The organism is Microbispora sp. H11081 (assembly GCF_012999535.1).
Classification (GTDB): Bacteria; Actinomycetota; Actinomycetes; order Streptosporangiales; family Streptosporangiaceae; genus Microbispora.
The window spans coordinates 67,958-84,882 of record NZ_JABBWV010000002.1 but is presented as its reverse complement, the minus strand read 5'-3'; the positions used below and the strand labels follow the sequence as shown (position 1 = coordinate 84,882).

18 protein-coding genes are annotated in these 16,925 nt (G+C 70.9%); 3 read left to right on the top strand and 15 right to left on the bottom strand.

Annotated elements, in window-relative coordinates; all coding sequences use genetic code 11:
• Nucleotides 1–78 precede the first annotated feature (78 nt).
• On the bottom strand, nucleotides 79–816 hold the full coding sequence (locus HHX31_RS05610; RefSeq protein WP_169945772.1) for an ABC transporter permease: 738 nt from the start codon (nucleotides 814–816) through the stop codon (nucleotides 79–81).
• 2 nt (nucleotides 817–818) lie between these two features.
• Entirely contained in the window at nucleotides 819–1,703 is an 885-nt protein-coding gene (locus tag HHX31_RS05605; RefSeq protein WP_169945770.1) for an ABC transporter ATP-binding protein, read from the bottom strand.
• A gap of 189 nt (nucleotides 1,704–1,892) precedes the next feature.
• On the opposite strand from HHX31_RS05605, the gene HHX31_RS05600 reads away from it, so the two are divergent.
• Complete coding sequence (locus HHX31_RS05600; RefSeq protein WP_211589355.1) at nucleotides 1,893–3,002, top strand: PP2C family protein-serine/threonine phosphatase; 1,110 nt, start codon at nucleotides 1,893–1,895, stop codon at nucleotides 3,000–3,002.
• 96 nt (nucleotides 3,003–3,098) lie between these two features.
• On the opposite strand, the gene HHX31_RS05595 is transcribed toward HHX31_RS05600, so the two are convergent.
• The 13 genes from HHX31_RS05595 to HHX31_RS05535 form a co-directional block, all read right to left on the bottom strand.
• Nucleotides 3,099–3,662, bottom strand: coding sequence for a hypothetical protein (locus tag HHX31_RS05595; RefSeq protein WP_169945766.1), 564 nt, complete (start codon nucleotides 3,660–3,662; stop codon nucleotides 3,099–3,101).
• A gap of 57 nt (nucleotides 3,663–3,719) precedes the next feature.
• Nucleotides 3,720–4,565, bottom strand: coding sequence for an ATP phosphoribosyltransferase (hisG, locus tag HHX31_RS05590; protein WP_169945764.1), 846 nt, complete (start codon nucleotides 4,563–4,565; stop codon nucleotides 3,720–3,722).
• Nucleotides 4,566–4,624: 59 nt separating this feature from the next.
• Nucleotides 4,625–4,888 (bottom strand): phosphoribosyl-ATP diphosphatase, encoded by a 264-nt coding sequence (locus tag HHX31_RS05585; protein WP_169945762.1) that lies wholly within the window; start codon nucleotides 4,886–4,888, stop codon nucleotides 4,625–4,627.
• Nucleotides 4,889–4,988: 100 nt separating this feature from the next.
• The gene (locus HHX31_RS05580; protein WP_169945761.1) at nucleotides 4,989–5,954 is read right to left on the bottom strand and encodes an acetylxylan esterase; all 966 of its coding nucleotides are present in this window, start codon (nucleotides 5,952–5,954) and stop codon (nucleotides 4,989–4,991) included.
• A 267-nt stretch (nucleotides 5,955–6,221) separates the two neighbouring features.
• Nucleotides 6,222–7,736 (bottom strand): DEAD/DEAH box helicase, encoded by a 1,515-nt coding sequence (locus HHX31_RS05575; protein WP_311931603.1) that lies wholly within the window; start codon nucleotides 7,734–7,736, stop codon nucleotides 6,222–6,224.
• A gap of 614 nt (nucleotides 7,737–8,350) precedes the next feature.
• Nucleotides 8,351–8,752, bottom strand: a complete 402-nt coding sequence (locus HHX31_RS05570; RefSeq protein ID WP_169945759.1) for a metal-sulfur cluster assembly factor — start codon at nucleotides 8,750–8,752, stop codon at nucleotides 8,351–8,353.
• Nucleotides 8,753–8,819: 67 nt separating this feature from the next.
• On the bottom strand, nucleotides 8,820–9,257 hold the full coding sequence (gene sufU / locus HHX31_RS05565) for a Fe-S cluster assembly sulfur transfer protein SufU (RefSeq protein WP_169945757.1): 438 nt from the start codon (nucleotides 9,255–9,257) through the stop codon (nucleotides 8,820–8,822).
• A 3-nt stretch (nucleotides 9,258–9,260) separates the two neighbouring features.
• Nucleotides 9,261–10,523, bottom strand: coding sequence for a cysteine desulfurase (locus HHX31_RS05560; protein ID WP_169945755.1), 1,263 nt, complete (start codon nucleotides 10,521–10,523; stop codon nucleotides 9,261–9,263).
• Nucleotides 10,523–11,272: a Fe-S cluster assembly ATPase SufC gene (sufC, locus tag HHX31_RS05555; protein WP_169945753.1), complete on the bottom strand. Its 750-nt coding sequence runs from the start codon at nucleotides 11,270–11,272 to the stop codon at nucleotides 10,523–10,525. Before sufC ends, HHX31_RS05560 begins: the two co-directional genes overlap by 1 nt.
• Before the next feature lie 6 nt (nucleotides 11,273–11,278).
• Nucleotides 11,279–11,608, bottom strand: a complete 330-nt coding sequence (locus tag HHX31_RS05550; protein ID WP_169945751.1) for a non-heme iron oxygenase ferredoxin subunit — start codon at nucleotides 11,606–11,608, stop codon at nucleotides 11,279–11,281.
• On the bottom strand, nucleotides 11,605–12,729 hold the full coding sequence (gene sufD, locus HHX31_RS05545) for a Fe-S cluster assembly protein SufD (protein WP_169945749.1): 1,125 nt from the start codon (nucleotides 12,727–12,729) through the stop codon (nucleotides 11,605–11,607). Before sufD ends, HHX31_RS05550 begins: the two co-directional genes overlap by 4 nt.
• Nucleotides 12,729–14,141, bottom strand: a complete 1,413-nt coding sequence (gene sufB, locus HHX31_RS05540) for a Fe-S cluster assembly protein SufB (RefSeq protein ID WP_169945747.1) — start codon at nucleotides 14,139–14,141, stop codon at nucleotides 12,729–12,731. Before sufB ends, sufD begins: the two co-directional genes overlap by 1 nt.
• Nucleotides 14,138–14,893 carry a helix-turn-helix transcriptional regulator gene (locus HHX31_RS05535; protein ID WP_396710564.1) on the bottom strand — a complete coding sequence of 252 codons (756 nt, stop codon included), beginning with the start codon at nucleotides 14,891–14,893 and terminating at the stop codon, nucleotides 14,138–14,140. The genes sufB and HHX31_RS05535 overlap by 4 nt, the downstream gene beginning before the upstream one ends.
• A 312-nt stretch (nucleotides 14,894–15,205) precedes the next feature.
• Between HHX31_RS05535 and HHX31_RS05530 the strand changes: the two genes are divergently transcribed.
• A complete protein-coding gene (locus HHX31_RS05530; protein WP_169945744.1) occupies nucleotides 15,206–16,153 on the top strand; it encodes an ABC transporter ATP-binding protein in 948 nt (315 codons plus the stop codon).
• A 56-nt stretch (nucleotides 16,154–16,209) separates the two neighbouring features.
• Nucleotides 16,210–16,923 carry an ABC transporter permease gene (locus HHX31_RS05525; RefSeq protein WP_169947118.1) on the top strand — a complete coding sequence of 238 codons (714 nt, stop codon included), beginning with the start codon at nucleotides 16,210–16,212 and terminating at the stop codon, nucleotides 16,921–16,923.
• Nucleotides 16,924–16,925: the final 2 nt, after the last annotated feature.

The following is a 16,925-nucleotide window of genomic DNA, read 5'->3' as shown; positions in this document are numbered from 1 at the left end:
TGTCCCTCCGAACATGGTGGATGTCAGGCGCACACCGTCGCGTTGTCTCGGTCAGGCGCGCACCGTCGCACGGTTCCTTCAGGCGCGCACCGTGGCACGACGGTAGGCGACGAGCGCCAGCCCCACCAGAGCGATCCCCCAGGCGAGGATGCCGGCCGCGTCGGCCGCGTGCGGGGTCTCGCCCGCCGCGATCCGCCATCCGATGCGCGCGTAGTCGTACGACGGGGTGACGTGGGCGATGCTCTTCATGGTCGCGGGCATCATGCTCTCGGGGAACCAGAGCCCGCCGAGCAGGGCCAGCCCGAACATGCCGATCATCGCGACGGGCTGCGCGGTGTCGGGCGGCAGCAGGGATCCGATCGCCAGGCCCAGCGCCGCGAACGGGATCGTGCCGGCCCACATTGCCAAAATCAGCTCCACCCACCGCAGCGGCGGCAGCGAGACGTGCTGGGTCAGCACCGCTGCCAGGCCGACCAGCAGCAGCGACGGCAGCACCAGCAGCAGCGAGGAGGCCAGCTTCGTCAAGATGATCGCCCGGCCCGGCAGCGGGGTGATCTGGAGCTGCCGCAGCCAGCCGCTGTGCCGCTCCTGCGACCAGGGCACGGCCGTCGACATCATGGCGGCGGCCAGCGCGCCGTACGCGGCCATCGACACCATCAGCAGGACGCTGCCGCGCAGCCCGGTCGCCTGGTCGGACTCCGACCCCCAGAGGTTGGAGTAGAGGAGGTAGAACCCGACGGGGAAGGCCACCACGAAGATGATGTAGCGCTTGTTGCGCAGCATCCGCAGCATTTCGACCTTGATGTAGTGCCGCATCGTCAGGCCTCCTTGGTGAGGGCGAGGAAGGCGTCCTCCAGGTCGGCCCCGTGGACCTGGAGGTCGCGGACCTCGAGGGTGGTCGTGCGATACAGGGCGGCGACGGTGGCGTCGAGGTCGGTGGTGCGCAACGTGACCCGGCCGCCCTGGAGTTCCACGCCGGTCGTCCCCGGCAGGGCGTCGAGCCCGGCGACCGGCTGCCCGCCCAGCAGGAAGCTCACCGCCTGACCGGCGACCCCGGCCTTGATCTCGGCGGCGCTGCCGTCGGCGACGACCCGGCCGCGGGCGATCACGACGACCCGGTCGGCGTTCTCGTCGGCCTCCTCCAGATAGTGGGTGGCGAACAGGATCGTCCGGCCCCCGGCGGCGTACGCCCGCATGTTGTCCCAGAACGTACGGCGGGACTCGACGTCCATGGCCGCGGTGGGCTCGTCGAGCAGCAGCAGCCTCGGGCCGCCCGCGATCGCCAGCGCGAACCGGACCCGCTGGGTCTGGCCGCCGGACAACCGGTCGGCCCGCCGCCGGGCGAGCGCGGTGAGGTCGGCGAGCCGGAGGATCTCCTCAAGCGGCAGCGGACGCGGGTAGAGCCGCCGGACGAAGTCCACGGTCTCGGCCACGGTCAGCTCCGGGATCAGCGTGCCCTCCTGGAGCATCGCGCCGATCTCGCCGGCGGCGACCGCCGTCTCCGGCGGCGCGCCGAAGACCCGGATCTCCCCCGAGCTGGGCCGCAGCAGGCCCAGCAGCATGGTGATGGAGGTGGACTTCCCGGCCCCGTTCGGCCCGAGGAGGGCGACCGTGGCCCCGGCCGGGATCTCCAGGTCGAGGCCGTCGACCGCGAGCACGTCCCCGTACCTCTTGGTGACGCCGGTGAAGGCGATGGCGTTCATGGGCTTCACGGTAGGAATCGGGACCCGCATGCCGTCAGTGCCCTGTCTCCGGCCTTCGCCGTGACTTTTGTCATCCGCCGTCATCCGCCCGGCCGCCGCGCCGGCGTGGCCGGCCTCCCCCTGTCCCGGCGCGCCGCCCCTGACCGCGAGGCGGCCGACGCAGCGTGATAACCAGGAGAGATGCCCGGCATGCCGACCTTCCGGGATTTCCGCCAGGTTCTCCAGGGGACCAACACCCTGGTGATGATCCCGCTCGGGCTCATCGTGATCATCACGGCTCTCGACCTCGCGCTGCCTAGAAGCGTCCACCTCGGACCGCTGCTCGTCGTCGCCCCCGCGCTCACCGCGTCGTTCGCCGGTCCGAGGTGCACCGCGCTCATCGGAGCGCTGGCGATGGTGGCCGACGTGGTGAGCGGTCTCGGACAGGGCGTCCTGCGACGCCCCGCGCACCACGTCGAGATGCTCGCCCTGTTCGCCGTGTCGTCCGTCGTGGTCGTCTTCCGCGTGATCTACGAACGGCACCGGGCCGTGCTCCACCAGGTCAGATCGGTCTCCGAGGTCGCCCAGCGCGTGCTGCTGCGGCCGCTGCCCCGGCAGGTCGGCCCCCTGCGCATCGCGTCGATCTACGTCGCCGCGGCCGCGGAGGCGACGATCGGCGGCGACCTGTACGCGGCCACCCGGGCCGACGGCGTCACCCGCCTGATGATCGGTGACGTACGCGGAAAGGGGCTGGCCGCGATCGGTGACGCCGCGGCGTCGCTCTGCGCCTTTCGCGAGGCGTCGCACCGCCCCACGACCCTCCCTGAGCTGATGACGCGCATGGAGGCGAGCATCCGCCAGAACCTCGCCGACTTCGGCGAGCCCGACACGTACGCCCAGGAGTGCTTCGTCACGGTGGCCGTCGCCGAGATCCCCGACGCGGAACCGACGGTGAGCGTGATCGCCTGCGGCCACCCGCCCCCGCTGCTCCTCCACGGCGACCGGGTGCTGACCCTGCAGCCGGACCGGGTCGCTCCCCCGCTGGGGCTCGAACTGCTGACGGCGTCCGAGCTCCGTCCGACGACGTTCCCCTTCGAACTCGGCGACATCCTCCTGCTCTACACCGACGGCGTCATCGAGGCCCGTGACCCCGCGGGCGCGTTCTTCGACCTCCCCGCGCGCCTGGGCGAACGGACCGGCGAGGACGGCGGCACGCTCGTCGAACGGCTCTGCGAACGCCTGTTCGACCACGTCGAGGGCAGGCTGAAAGACGACGCCGTCATGATCGCGATCGAGCGGCTGCCGGTGCGGGAGCCCTGACCAGGGCCTCCGTACGCGCCGTGTCTCCCGCGTTCGCGGCGGCCTTCGTCGGCGTACTCCCTCCTCCGCGCCGGGAGGAGGGAGGGCGCGCGGTCGTCACGCCACGCGGCGCAGGTCCATCTGGAAGTTCTGCCGCCAGGTGGCTCCGCCGTCGAGGGTGTACTCGCCGATCTCGTGCCACTCCCTGCCGGTGAAGCGCAGGGTGTACCGGACGGTCGGGCCCGCGGTCTGGAGGCTCCACTGGAAGAAGCGGTCGCCGACCACGGGGACCGTGGCGGTGACGTGCCCCTGCGAGAACGCCTCCCAGCGGTACTGCCCGGTCTGGTCGTCGTAGCTGACGACGGCGAGCGCGGTGTCCACGATCCTGCGCGGATCGGCCTTGTCGCGGCCCTGGCCCTCGACCGTCATCACCTGGCCGCCCGCCTTGTAGGCGACCTTCTCTGTCTGGAGGAACTGCTGCCGGCCGGAGGCGGTGTCTACCCATCCCGAGCCGGCCCAGTGCCCGGCCATGAAGTCGAGCCTGCGGATCGCGTCGAGTTGCGTCGCGGGGACGTCGGCCGCCCCCGCGCTCGCCGAGTGCCCCGCCGCGACGGCGGGCGCGGCGGCCGAGAGGGTGAGCGCGCAGATCAACGGCACCAACAAACGGGGTAATCGATTCATGACGCCGATCTTGACACAGGGCCCGCCCGCCGCGACAGCGGGTCGCCGGAGCCCGATCTAGAGGCGGCAGGCGAAGATGGCGGTGACCAGGATCGCCTTCGCGCCGATGTCCCAGAGCTGGTCCATCACCTGCTGGTGGCCCTTGCGCGGGACCATCGCCCGTACGGCCACCCAGCCCTCGCGGTGCAGCGGGGAGACGGTCGGCCCCTCCATGCCCGGGGTGATGGCGATGGCCTCGTCGATGCGCTCGGCCCGGATGTCATAGTCGATCATGACGAAGTCGCGGGCCACGAGCACGCCCTGCAGGCGGCGGATGAGCTGCTGGAACCCGTTGGCCTCCGCGGCGCCGGCCCGCTTGATCAAGATTCCCTCGGAGTGCGCGATCGGCTCCCCGAACACCTCCAGGCCGACGTTGCGCAGCGTCGTGCCGGTCTCCACCACGTCCGCGACCGCGTCGGCGACGCCGAGCCGTATCGCCGTCTCGACCGCGCCGTCGAGCTTGATGACCCGGGCGTCCACGCCCTGGTCGGCGAGGTACTTGCCGAGCAGTCCCGCGTACGAGGTCGCGATGCGCAGGCCGGACAGGTCGGAGACGCCGGAGTAGGCGCCAGGCGCGGAGGCGAAGCGGAACGTCGACCGCCCGAACCCGAGCGGCATGACCTCCTCGGCGGGGGCGCCGGAGTCGAAGAGCATGTCGCGCCCGGTTATCCCGGCGTCCAGGGTGCCCTCACCGACGTATACGGCGATGTCGCGCGGGCGGAGGAAGAACAGCTCGCAGGAGTTCTCGGAGTCGACGACCACGAGCTCCTTGCTGTCCCTGCGCTGGCGGTAGCCCGCCTCCTTGAGCATGGTCTGGGCGGCCTCGGAGAGCGCGCCCTTGTTGGGTACGGCGATGCGGAGCATGGCTAAGAAGATCCTTTCAGCGGAACGAGGGTCATGACGATCTGGGGCCGCCGCGGCGGCTACAGATGCTTGTAGACCTCGTCCAGCTCGATGCCGCGCGCCAGCATCAGCACCTGCACGTGGTAGAGCAGCTGCGAGATCTCCTCGGCCGCCCGGTCCGCCGACTCGTGCTCGGCCGCCATCCAGCTCTCCGCGGCCTCCTCCACGACCTTCTTGCCGATGGCATGGACGCCGGCGTCCAGGGCGGCCACGGTGCCCGACCCCGCGGGCCGGGTGCGCGCCTTCTCTGCCAGCTCGGCGTACAGCTCTTCGAAGGTCTTCATGGTCTCTCTCGGCTCGTGGGTGTGCACGTCCAGGGTATCGGCCCCCAGGGTAGTCGCGGGGGCGTACCGCCGCGCCCCGCGTCCACCCTGCGAGATCACCTCAGCCGAGGATCTTCCTGGCCAGCCTGAGCTGCTCCAGCGCCTGCTGCGACTCCCCGCCCTCGTGGCCGTTGAACGGCCAGACCGTGATGTCCTTGGGCCCCGCGTAGTGGTTGTAGGCCCCGAACACGGTCGACGGCGGGGTGACGCCGTCGCGCAGCGCGACGGAGAACCGGGCGGGCGTGGCGGCCCGCGCCGCGAAGTGCAGGCCGTCGAAGTAGCCGAGGGTCGCGAAGATCTCGTCCACCCGGGTCCTGTGGATCCCGCAGAACCGGCCGAGCTCGGCGTACGGGTCCTCGTCGGTGATCTCGACCGCGCGCCGGATGTCGCACATGAAGGGCACGTTGACGAACGCGTGGGCGAGGCCCGGCACGAGCGCTGCGGCGGCGAGCGCCATGCCGCCGCCCTGGCTGCCGCCGGTCACCACGACACGGTCGGCGTCCACGAGCGGGTTCGACCTGGCCGCCTCGACGGCGCGCACGACGTCGGTGTAGAGCCGCCGGTAGTAGTAGCCGTCCCGGTCGAACACGCCCTGGGTGAGCTTGCCGGGGATCTGCGCGCCGTTGCCGCCGACCGGGTCGGGGGTGTCTCCGGAGCGCCAGGTGCCGCCCTGGCCTCGGGTGTCCATCACGAAGGCCGCGTATCCGGCGGCGGGCCACAGCAGCCAGTCGTGCGGCAGGCCCCGGCCCCCGCCGTACCCGATGAACTCCACCACGCACGGCAGCGGCCCCGACGCGCCGGCCGGAGCGAGGAACCACCCCTTGATCGGATGCCCGCCGAACCCGGCGAACGTCACGTCGGCCACGTCGATCAGCCCGAGATCCGCCTCGTACGGCTCGAAGACGGGGTTCAGATCGTGCGCGCGGGCCTCGGCCAGCGTGCGGTCCCAGAACGCGTCGAAGTCGGCGGGCTCCCGGCGCTCGGGCAGGTACGCGCGCAGTTGGTCGAGAGGCATGTCGACGAACATGGAGGACTCCCGTGAGTGGTGGGCGGGGCTCGTGTTACGCCGCAAGGTTACACAAACGCCTTGTTTCACACTTCTAACCCGGTTTAGGAGCCTCCCGAAATTGCGCCCCTGCCTTCTGAGCTGGAAGCCGTACGCGAATCGGCGTTACGCCCGGGATGAGACGGTCCCGCGGAACTAATCCGGTTCAGCACCGGGCACTGCACGAATTCGGCACCGCCGGACCGCCCGCGCGTGCGGACGGCCCGGCGGCCGAGAGGAGAACGCGGATCAGCGACCGGTGAACCGGCGGCCGCGGCCGCCTTCGCCCGCGCCGTACCCCGCCTGCCCGCCGGCCCTGCCCCGGCGGGGACCAGCGCCCCGCCCGCCACGGGACTCGCCGCGGCCGTCACCGGCCCAGCCCGCCCTCGGGGGCCGCTCACCCTGCTCCTGCCACCTGTGCCTGCCGTCGCCCTCGCCCGGACGGTCGCCGGCGCGGGGACGGTCGCCGAAACGGCGACGGCCACGATGATTGTCGTCCCGCGGCCGGTCGTCGCGACCGGCCCGCGGCTGCGGGCGCGCCTCTGGCTCCCACACCGGCACGGCCTCGCCGCTCGGCCGCCGGGCCCCGGCGATCTCCGCCAGGACCGGGTCGCCCGGCTCCACCCGGTGCCGCGACGCCGCGACCCCCGCCTTGCGGGTCAGCGACTCGGTCGAGCGACGCTCGCTCGGCAGCACCAGCGTCAGCACCACGCCGCGCTCGCCCGCGCGGGCCGTACGACCGCCCCTGTGCAGGTAGCTCTTGTGGTCCGCGGGCGGGTCCACGTGCAGCACGAGGCTCACGTCGTCGACATGGATGCCGCGCGCCGCCACGTCGGTGCACACGAGCACCCCGATCTTGCCCTGACGGAACCCGTCGAGGATGCGGGTGCGCTGGTTCTGCCGCTTGCCGCCGTGCAGGCCGCCCGCGCTGACCCCCGCCCGGGCGAGTTGCTTCACGACCCGGTCGACGCCGTGCTGGGTGCGCACGAACAGGATCGTACGGCCGGCCCGGTTGGCGATCTCGGCCGTCACGTCGACCTTGTCGTCGCGCTGCACCTGGATCAGGTGGTGCTCCATCGTGTCCACCGGCGAGGTGGCCGGGTCAAGCGAGTGGACCACCGGGTCCGTGAGGAAGCGCTGGACCAGCTTGTCCACGTCGCCGTCGAGCGTCGCGGAGAACAGCAGGCGCTGCCCGTCGGCGGGCGTCCGCGCCAGCAGAGCGCTCACCACGGGAAGGAAACCGAGGTCGCACATGTGGTCGGCCTCGTCGAGGACCGTGATCTCGACGTCGTCCAGCGCGCACGCGCCCTGCTCGATCAAATCGGTGAGGCGGCCGGGCGTGGCGACAACGACGTCCACCCCGCGGCGCAGGTCCTCGATCTGACGGCCCATCGGCATGCCGCCGACGACCGTCCTGGTGCGCAGCGACAGGCCGCGCCCGAGCGGTTCGATGGTGGCCGCGACCTGCATGGCGAGTTCGCGGGTGGGCACCAGGACGAGGGCGCGGGGCCGCTTGGGCGCCGACTTCTCCCCCGCGATCCTGGCCAGCGTCGGCAGCCCGAAGGCGAGGGTCTTGCCGGAACCGGTCCGGCCGCGTCCGAGCACGTCGAGCCCGGCGAGGATGTCGGGGATGGCCGCCCGCTGGATCGGGAACGGCGCGGTGATGCCCTGCCGGGCCAGGCCTGTCACGAGCGGCCTTGGCAGCCCGAGGACCGCGAACTCGTCAGGGATGGTCGTGCCCTCGTCGAGGACAGAGATGGTCACGAATCGTGCCTTTCGAAGAAAGACGTGCCGGAACACGCGGGCGCGTCACCTCTGCGTAAGGACGAGCCTGGACAGGCACGGCAGGCGAGCCGTGCCGGCGGGCGTCACGGACCGGAACTGCGACGGCCTGATGCCCTGACGATGCCGTGAGCCTACGTCCCGCAGAAAGTGGAGACCGCCAGGGCGGCGGCTCTCACGGACGCCTCTCACTCACGTCGCACAAGGAGGAGCAAAAAACGATCGTACGGCATTCCCGCACCCCTCCCCCTATTCACCACCACCCCAAACCACCGTGATCTTGTAGTTTGTCGCAGGCCACGCGCCCGACCTCCGCACAAACACGCCGTGATCTTGCAGTTTGTCGCACAGTACGCCCGCGACCTGGCCGGAAAGGCTCAGTGATCATGCAGTAGTTCGCGTCACCCGCGCCGGGCCAGCGACTTCGCGCTCCGCGATCTTGCATGTGCAAGATCACGGAGGGTATTCACCCAGGCCAGGGCAGATGATCTCGCATTTCTGCAAGATCACGAACGCTCGACGCGCAGGTCAGCGCACACAACTGCGACAAACTACAAGATCACGGCGGGAGTGGGTGGGTGGGTGGGGGTTAGGAGTTAGACGTTGAAGCCGAGCATTCTGAGCTGGTCCCGGCCCTCGTCGGTGATCTTGTCGGGGCCCCACGGCGGGAGCCAGACCCAGTTGATGACCACGCTGGAGACCAGGTCGGCGAGAGCCGAGTTGGCCTGGTCCTCGATCACGTCGGTCAGCGGGCAGGCGGCGCTGGTCAGCGTCATGTCGATGGTGGCGATCGGGCGCTCGCCCTCACCGGCCGGGTCGAGGTTGACGCCGTACACGAGGCCGAGGTCCACCACGTTGATCCCCAGCTCGGGGTCCACGACGTCCTTCAGCGCCTCGAACACGTCGTCGAGACCGGGGGTGTCCCCGTCGTACGCGCCGGGGGCGGCCTCTGCCGCGTCGGCGACCGGTCCCGTGGGGGTCTGGGTCGGCTTGCTCACGTCGTCTCCTCACCTCTCGCCGCCCGCGGCGCGGCGCCGTTCTCGTGTACGCGCCGGCGAAGGCCGGTCATGCCTGACTCCTCATCAGCGCGTCCTTGTAGGCCATCCAGGCCAGCAGCGCGCACTTGACGCGGGCGGGGAACTTCGCCACCCCGGCGAACGCCACCGCGTCGCCCAGCACGTCCTCGTCCGGCTCCACCTGGCCCCTGCCCTGCATGAGCCGGGTGAACTCGTCCACCACCGACAGCGACTCCTCCACCGTGGAGCCGGTGGCGAGCTCGTGCAGCACCGAGGCGGCGGCCTGGCTGATGGAGCAGCCCTGCCCGTCGTAGGACACGTCGAGCACCTTGCCGCCGTCGGCCACCTTCACCCGCAGCGTCACCTCGTCGCCGCAGGTGGGGTTGACGTGGTGCACCTCGGCGTCGTACGGATCACGCAGGCCGCGCCCCTGGGGGTGCTTGTAGTGTTCCAGGATCAGCTCCTGGTACATGGATTCAGCGATCATGGCTCAGCCGAACACCTTCTGCACGTGGTGGAGGCCGCGGACCAGTGCGTCGATCTCGGCCGTCGTGTTGTACAGGTAGAAAGACGCCCGTGTGGTCGCGGGAATTCCGAACCTGAGATGCAGCGGGCGGGCGCAGTGATGACCTACCCGGACCGCGATTCCGTACACGTCGTCGAGGATCTGCCCAACGTCGTGCGGGTGGATCCCCTCCAGCGTGAACGAGATCGTCCCGCCGCGGGAGATGGGCGTGCGCGGGCCGATGATCCTGAGCCCGGGGACCTCCGGCAGCGCCTCCAGCGCGTACGCGACGAGTTCCTTCTCGTGCGCCTTGATCTGGTCCATGCCGACGGCGGTCAGGTAGTCGGCCGCGGCGCCGAGGCCGATCGCCTCGACGATGGGCGGCGTCCCCGCCTCGAACTTGTGCGGCACCGGCGCGTACGTCGAGCGGTCCATCCAGACCGCCTCGATCATCTCGCCGCCGCCGAGGAACGGCGGCATGGCGTCGAGCAGTTCGCGGCGGCCCCACAGCACGCCGATGCCGGACGGCCCGGCCATCTTGTGGCCGGTGAACGCGACGAAGTCGACGCCCAGCTCGGTCACGTCCACGGGCTGGTGGGGCACCGACTGCGACGCGTCGAGCATCATCAGCGCGCCGACCTCGCGCGCGCGGGCCAGGATCGGCGAGACCGAGTTGACCGTGCCGAGCACGTTCGACTGGTGCGCGATCGAGACGATCTTCGTGCGCTCGTTGACCAGCTCGTCCAGGCCATCGACGTCGAGGCGGCCCTCGTCGGTCACCGGGAACCAGCGCAGCGTCGCGCCGGTCCGCTGCGCGAGCAGCTGCCACGGCACGATGTTGGAGTGGTGCTCCATCTCCGAGATGACGATCTCGTCGCCGGGGCCGATCCGGAACCGCTCGTCCTCGCCGATGGGGTTGCCGAAGGCGTACGCCACGAGGTTGAGGGCCTCGGAGGCGTTCTTGGTGAAGACGATCTCGTCGCGCGACGGGGCCTTCACGAAGGCGGCGATCTTGTCGCGGGCGCCCTCGTAGGCCTCGGTCGACTCACTGCCCAGCACGTGCAGCGCCCGGCCGACGTTGCCGTAATGCCAGGTCAGGTGGTCGCGCATGGTCTCGACCACCTGGGTCGGCTTCTGGGAGGAGTTGCCGGAGTCGAGGTAGACCAGCGACCTGCCTCCGGGGAGTTCACGGCCGAGGACCGGGAAGTCCTTCCTGATCCTCTCGACGTCGAAGCCGGGCGCACTCATCAGGCGGACGCCTTCGTCGTGTACGCCTCGTAGCCCTCGTTCTCCAGCTTGTCGGCCAGCTCGGGGCCGCCCTCCTCCACCACGCGCCCGGCGGCGAAGACGTGGACGAAGTCCGGCTTCACGTAGCGCAGGATGCGGGTGTAGTGGGTGATCAGCAGCACGCCGGTGTCGCCGCTCGCGCGGAACCGGTTGATGCCTTCGGAGACCACGCGCAGCGCGTCGACGTCGAGGCCGGAGTCGGTCTCGTCCAGCACCGCGATCTTGGGCTTGAGCAGCTCGAGCTGGAGGATCTCGTGGCGCTTCTTCTCCCCGCCGGAGAAGCCCTCGTTGGTGTTGCGCTGGGCGAAGGCCGGGTCGATGGACAGCCCGTCCATGCCCGCCTTCAGCTCCTTGGCGAAGTCGCGCAGCTTGGGCGCCTCGCCGCGGACCGCGGTGATCGCGGAGCGCAGGAAGTTCGACACGCTGACGCCGGGGACCTCGACGGGGTACTGCATGGCGAGGAAGAGGCCGGCGCGGGCGCGCTCGTCCACCGACATCTCCAGCAGGTCCTCGCCGTCGAGCAGCACGGAGCCGGAGGTGACGGTGTACTTCGGGTGGCCGGCGACGGCGTAGGCCAGCGTCGACTTGCCGGAGCCGTTCGGGCCCATGATGGCGTGGGTCTCGCCGCTGCGGACGGTCAGGTCGACGCCGCGCAGAATCTCCTTGTCGCCGACGGCGACGTGCAGGTCACGGATCTCAAGAGTGGACACGGGTATTTACTCCTTCGAGAGCGAGACGTACACGTCGTCGCCTTCGATCTTGACTCGGTAGACGTTGACGGGCCTGGTCGCGGGCGGCCCGGTGGGCTTGCCGCTGCGCAGGTCGAAACAGGAGCCGTGGAGCCAGCATTCGAGGGTGTGGTCGTAGACCTCGCCCTCGCTGAGCCGCACCTCGGCGTGTGAGCACACGTCGTGCAGGGCGAAGACCTCGCCGCCGGTACGCACCAGCGCGATCGGCGTGTCGCCGGCCTCCAGGCCGATCACGCCGCCGTCGGGGATGTCGCCGACCTGGCAGACCTTCTCCCAGTGGGCGCTCTCTGCGCTCATCGAGCCAGCTCCGCCTCGACCGCCGACAGGACCCGCTCGCGGATCTCCGGCACCTCGATCTTCTCGATGAGCTGGGCGAAGAACCCGTGGATGACCAGGCGGCGCGCCTCGTCGAACGGGATGCCGCGGGCCTGGAGGTAGAACAGGTGCTCGTCGTCGAGGCGGCCGGACGCGGACGCGTGGCCCGCCCCCGCGACCTCGCCGGTGAGGATCTCCAGGTTCGGCACCGAGTCGGCGCGGGCGCCGTCGGTGAGGATGAGGTTCCGGTTCAGCTCGTAGGTGTCGGTGCCCTCGGCCTCGGCCCGGATGATCACGTCGCCGATCCACACCGCGTGCGCGTCGTCGCCCTGCAGCGCGCCCTTGTAGGTCACGTTGCTGCGGCAGTTCGGCACGCTGTGGTCCACCAGAAGGCGGTGCTCCAGGTGCTGGCCCGCGTCGACGAAGTAGAGCCCGGTGAGGTCGGCGTCGCCGCCGGGGGCGGTGTACGACACCGAGGGCGACAGCCGTACGAGGTCGCCGCCGAGAGTGACCACGAACGAGCGGAACGTCGCGTCCTTGCCGAGCCGCGCGTGGTGGTGGGAGACGTGCACGGCGTCGTCGTCCCAGTCCTGCAGGCTGACGACCTTGAGCGTCGCGCCCTCGGCCACGTCGAACTCGACGTTGTCGGCGTAGACGGCGCTGCCGCGGTGGTCAAGGACCAGCACGGCCTCGGCCATCGGCTCCACCGACACGAGGATGTGCCCGTACGCCGCGGCGCCCGCGCCCGACCCCCGGAGGGTGATCACGGTGTGCCGGGAGGCGGCCGTCATCTTCGGCACCGTGATCACGGTGGCCTTCTCGAACGACGAGTACGCCTGCGCGCTGACGCGGTCGGCGGGCGTGTAGGCCTTGCCGAGGCGGGCGTCGTCGCGGCCGACGGTCTCGACGCGCACCTCGGGCGCGGCGTCGACGTCCACCACGACGCCGCCGGTGACGGCGGCCGTGCCGTCGTGCAGCCCCTTCATCCGCGACAGCGGCGTGAAGCGCCACTCCTCCTCGCGGCCCGTCGGCACCGGGAAGTCGGCCACGTCGTACGACGACTTCTCGTGCAACGTCGACAGCGGCTTGGTCTCCAGGCCCATCAGCCGACCGCTCCTTCCATCTGCAGCTCGATCAGGCGGTTGAGCTCCAGCGCGTACTCCATGGGCAGCTCGCGGGCGATCGGCTCGACGAAGCCGCGCACGATCATGGCCATCGCCTCGTCCTCGCCGAGGCCGCGGCTCATCAGGTAGAAGAGCTGGTCCTCCGACACCTTGGAGACCGTGGCCTCGTGGCCCATCGACACGTCGTCCTCACGGACGTCCACGTACGGGTAGGTGTCGGAGCGGCTGATCTGGTCGACCAGCAGCGCGTCACACTTGACGGTCGAGGCCGAACCGGCCGCGCCCTCCTCGATCTGCACGAGGCCGCGGTAGGAGGTGCGGCCGCCGCCGCGCGCCACGGACTTGGAGATGATCGTCGAGGACGTCTTGGGCGCGAGGTGCACCATCTTGGCACCCGCGTCCTGGTGCTGGCCCTCGCCGGCGAAGGCGACCGACAGCGTCTCGCCCTTGGCGTGCTCGCCCATCAGGTAGACGGCCGGGTACTTCATGGTGACCTTGGAGCCGATGTTGCCGTCGATCCACTCCATGGTCGCGCCCTCGTACGCCACGGCGCGCTTGGTGACCAGGTTGTAGACGTTGTTCGACCAGTTCTGGATCGTCGTGTAGCGGCAGCGGGCGCCCTTCTTCACAATGATCTCCACGACCGCCGAGTGGAGCGAGTCGGACGAGTAGATCGGCGCGGTGCAGCCCTCGACGTAGTGGACGTAGGAGTTCTCGTCCACGATGATCAGCGTCCGCTCGAACTGGCCCATGTTCTCGGTGTTGATCCGGAAGTAGGCCTGCAGCGGGATCTCGACGGTCACGTTCGGCGGCACGTAGATGAACGAGCCGCCCGACCACACGGCCGTGTTGAGCGCGGCGAACTTGTTGTCGCCCACCGGGATCACCGAGCCGAAGTACTCCTTGAAGAGCTCCTCGTGCTCGCGCAGCCCGGTGTCGGTGTCGACGAAGATGACGCCCTTCTCCTCGAGGTCCTCACGGATCTTGTGATAGACGACCTCGGACTCGTACTGGGCGGCGACGCCGGCGATGAGGCGCTGCTTCTCCGCCTCGGGGATGCCGAGCTTGTCGTAGGTGTTCTTGATGTCCGCGGGCAGCTCGTCCCAGGACGCGGCCTGCTTCTCGGTGGAGCGGACGAAGTACTTGATGTTGTCGAAGTCGATGCCCGTGAGGTCGGAGCCCCAGGTCGGCAGCGGCTTCTTCCCGAACAGCCGAAGGCCCTTGAGGCGCAGGTCGAGCATCCACTCCGGCTCGCTCTTGAGCGCGGAGATGTCGCGGACGACCTCTTCGGACAGCCCACGCCGGGCCGTGGCTCCCGCCACGTCGGCGTCGGCCCAGCCGAACTTGTAATTCCCGAGGCCTTCCAGCTCCGGGCGGTCGGTGACAGTCACCTTCCGGACTCCTTGCTCGTCGATGTGCTCGATAGGTCGGTGCGCGCGTGCCGTACGGCGAGCGCGTGTGAACTCACATGGGTGGTGCAGACCCCGTCGCCGTTGGCGATCGTGGCCAGTCGCTGCACCGGGGTGCCGAGCAGCCGGGCGAACGCCTCGGTCTCCGCCTCGCACAGCTGCGGGAACTGCGCCGCGACGTGCGCGACCGGGCAGTGGTGCTGGCACAACTGCTCGCCGCCCTTGCCCGTCTCGGTGGCCGACGCCGCGTAGCCCTCCGTGGACAGCGCCTCGGCCAGCACGCGGACCCGCTGCTCGGCGGGGACCTCGCGCATTAGCGCATCGAGCCGGCCGACCAGCCCGGACACCTGCGCCCGCGCGAACTCCGACACCGCCTCGCCGCCCAGGCGCTCGGCCAGGAAGCGCAGCGCGCTGCCGGCCAGGTCGTCGTAGGCGTGGACGAAGGCGCTGCGGCCCGCGTCGGTGATCGCGAACATCTTCGCCGGCCTGCCGCGCCCCCGCTGGCCGCGCGGCCGTGCCGTGCGGGGCTCTATCATGCCTTCGGCCAGCAGCGCGTCGAGGTGACGGCGGACCGCGGCCGGGGTCAGGCCCAGCCTCTCGCCCAGCGCCGCGGCGGTCACCGGACCGTGCTCCAGGATGAGCCGTGCCACCCTGGCGCGGGTCCCGCGCTCCGCGCCGATGTCCTTGCCGACGATGTCGCCGCGCACAGGGGTCGCCGAAGCCGGCCGCGTCACCACGGCCTTCTCGGCGTTCTGCTTCCCCTGCACGTTTTTCACAACATCAGTGTGCCGTAATTCCTTCCCGGCCGACAAACCCGTGCCGGGGTCCGCGAGAATGTAATTTCTCACGCAGGTAAGCCTTACCTAACCTGCGCGGACGTCGCTTTTCCCGATCCTTTACCCCCGAGGGCTGGAATGACGGCGGTCGCCGACGAGAGCGTCTGTCCCGCTCCCTAGACTCGATGCCGTCGACGACCGACCAGGCCCGCCCGCATCCGGCCGGTTCCCGCGGTCGGTCCGTGAGGGGAGGCCGGTGGAGTGCCGGGGGTGGACGACACGCTTGACAGCACTGGGGGCGGCCAGGACGACGGCGTTCCCGCCGTCCTGATCGACGGGCTGGTCAAGCGGTACGGCAGCACCACGGCCGTCGCCGGGCTGACCCTCACCTGCGCGCGGGGCGCCGTCACGGCGATCCTCGGGCCCAACGGCGCCGGCAAGACGTCGACGATCGAGATCTGCGAGGGCTTCCGCCGGCCGGACGGCGGGACCGTCCGGGTGCTCGGCATGGACCCTGCCGACCCCCGGCTCCGGCCACGCCTCGGGATCATGCCGCAGACGGGAGGCGTGCCTCCCGCCGCCCGCGCGGGCGAGTGGCTGCGGACGGTCTCCCGTTTCTACGCCCATCCCCTCGACCCGGACGCCCTGCTCGGCCTGCTCGGCCTGGCCGGGCACGCGCGCACGCCGTACCGGCGGCTGTCCGGCGGGCAGCAGCAGCGGCTGTCGCTCGCGGCGGCGGTGATCGGGCGGCCGGAGCTGGTCTTCCTGGACGAGCCGACCGCCGGGCTCGACCCGCAGGCGCGCCACGCCTGCTGGGACCTCGTCACCGCCCTGCGCGCCGCCGGGGTGTCGGTGGTGCTGACCACGCACCAGATGGACGAGGCGGAGAAGCTCTCCGACCACGTGGTGGTCGTCGACCACGGCACGGTGGTGGCCTCGGGCACGCCCCAGTCGCTGACCGGCGCCGAGCGTCAGCTCAGGTTCCGCGCGCGGCCCGGGCTCGATCTGGAGGAGCTGCTGGCCGCGCTGCCGCCGGGCAGCGCCGCCAAGGAGTCGCCCTCGGGGCACTACATCATCGAGGGGCAGGTCGGCCCCCAGTTGCTCGCGACCGTCACGGCCTGGTGCGCCGCCGACGGCGTCACCACGGAGGACCTGCGCATCGAGCGGCGCACGTTGGAGGACGTCTTCCTCGAACTGACCGGCAGGGAGCTGCGGTGACCACGTTCGCCACGCTGGACCTCAAGCCCCGGCCGGGGGCCGCGCCGCTTCGCCGGATGGTCCTCGCCCAGGCGGGCGCGGAGATCCGGGCCACGCTGCGCAACGGCGAGCAGCTCCTGCTCACATTGATCATTCCGGTCCTGCTGCTGGCCGGCTTCAGCGCCGCCCCGCTCGTGGACCTCGGCGACGGCCCGCGCGTCGACTTCGTCGCCCCGGGAATCCTCGCGCTGGCGGTCATGTCGACCGCGTTCACCGGGCAGGCGATCGCGACCGGCTTCGAGCGGCGGTACGGCGTGCTCAAGCGCCTGGGCGCGACCCCGCTGTCGCGGTCCGGGCTGCTGCTGGCCAAGACCGTCGCCGTCGTCGCCGTGGAGGCGCTGCAGGTCGCCGTGATCGTCGCGGTGGCGCTGGCGCTCGGCTGGTCGCCGCACGGCGAGCTTCTGTGGGCCGTGCCGCTCCTGCTGCTCGGCACCGCGGCCTTCAGCGGCCTCGGCCTGCTCATGGCGGGCACGCTGCGGGCGGAGGCCACGCTGGCCGGGGCCAACCTGGTCTACCTGGTGCTGCTCGGGCTCGGCGGCGTGCTGTTCCCGCTGGACCGGTTCCCTGCCGGCGTACAGCGGGTGCTCGAACTGCTGCCGATCAGCGCGCTCACCTCCGGCCTGCGGGCCGTCCTGAGCGGCGGCGGCCTGCCCGGCGGCGCGCTGCTCGTGCTGCTGTGCTGGGCGGTGGCCGCGCTCGCCCTGGCCGCCCGCACGTTCCGCTGGGAATGACC

What these genes read in the sequence shown, in the direction of transcription:
- HHX31_RS05585 (WP_169945762.1), bottom strand. Translation starts at nt 4,888, where the DNA reads ATGAAGACCTTCGAAGAGCTGTACGCCGAGCTGGCAGAGAAGGCGCGC.
- HHX31_RS05560 (WP_169945755.1), bottom strand. Translation starts at nt 10,523, where the DNA reads ATGAGTGCGCCCGGCTTCGACGTCGAGAGGATCAGGAAGGACTTCCCG.
- HHX31_RS05525 (WP_169947118.1), top strand. Translation starts at nt 16,210, where the DNA reads ATGGTCCTCGCCCAGGCGGGCGCGGAGATCCGGGCCACGCTGCGCAAC.
- sufD (WP_169945749.1), bottom strand. Translation starts at nt 12,729, where the DNA reads ATGGGCCTGGAGACCAAGCCGCTGTCGACGTTGCACGAGAAGTCGTCG.
- HHX31_RS05610 (WP_169945772.1), bottom strand. Translation starts at nt 816, where the DNA reads ATGCGGCACTACATCAAGGTCGAAATGCTGCGGATGCTGCGCAACAAG.
- HHX31_RS05580 (WP_169945761.1), bottom strand. Translation starts at nt 5,954, where the DNA reads ATGTTCGTCGACATGCCTCTCGACCAACTGCGCGCGTACCTGCCCGAG.
- HHX31_RS05600 (WP_211589355.1), top strand. Translation starts at nt 1,893, where the DNA reads ATGCCGACCTTCCGGGATTTCCGCCAGGTTCTCCAGGGGACCAACACC.
- HHX31_RS05595 (WP_169945766.1), bottom strand. Translation starts at nt 3,662, where the DNA reads ATGAATCGATTACCCCGTTTGTTGGTGCCGTTGATCTGCGCGCTCACC.
- HHX31_RS05550 (WP_169945751.1), bottom strand. Translation starts at nt 11,608, where the DNA reads ATGAGCGCAGAGAGCGCCCACTGGGAGAAGGTCTGCCAGGTCGGCGAC.
- sufU (WP_169945757.1), bottom strand. Translation starts at nt 9,257, where the DNA reads ATGATCGCTGAATCCATGTACCAGGAGCTGATCCTGGAACACTACAAG.
- hisG (WP_169945764.1), bottom strand. Translation starts at nt 4,565, where the DNA reads ATGCTCCGCATCGCCGTACCCAACAAGGGCGCGCTCTCCGAGGCCGCC.
- HHX31_RS05605 (WP_169945770.1), bottom strand. Translation starts at nt 1,703, where the DNA reads ATGAACGCCATCGCCTTCACCGGCGTCACCAAGAGGTACGGGGACGTG.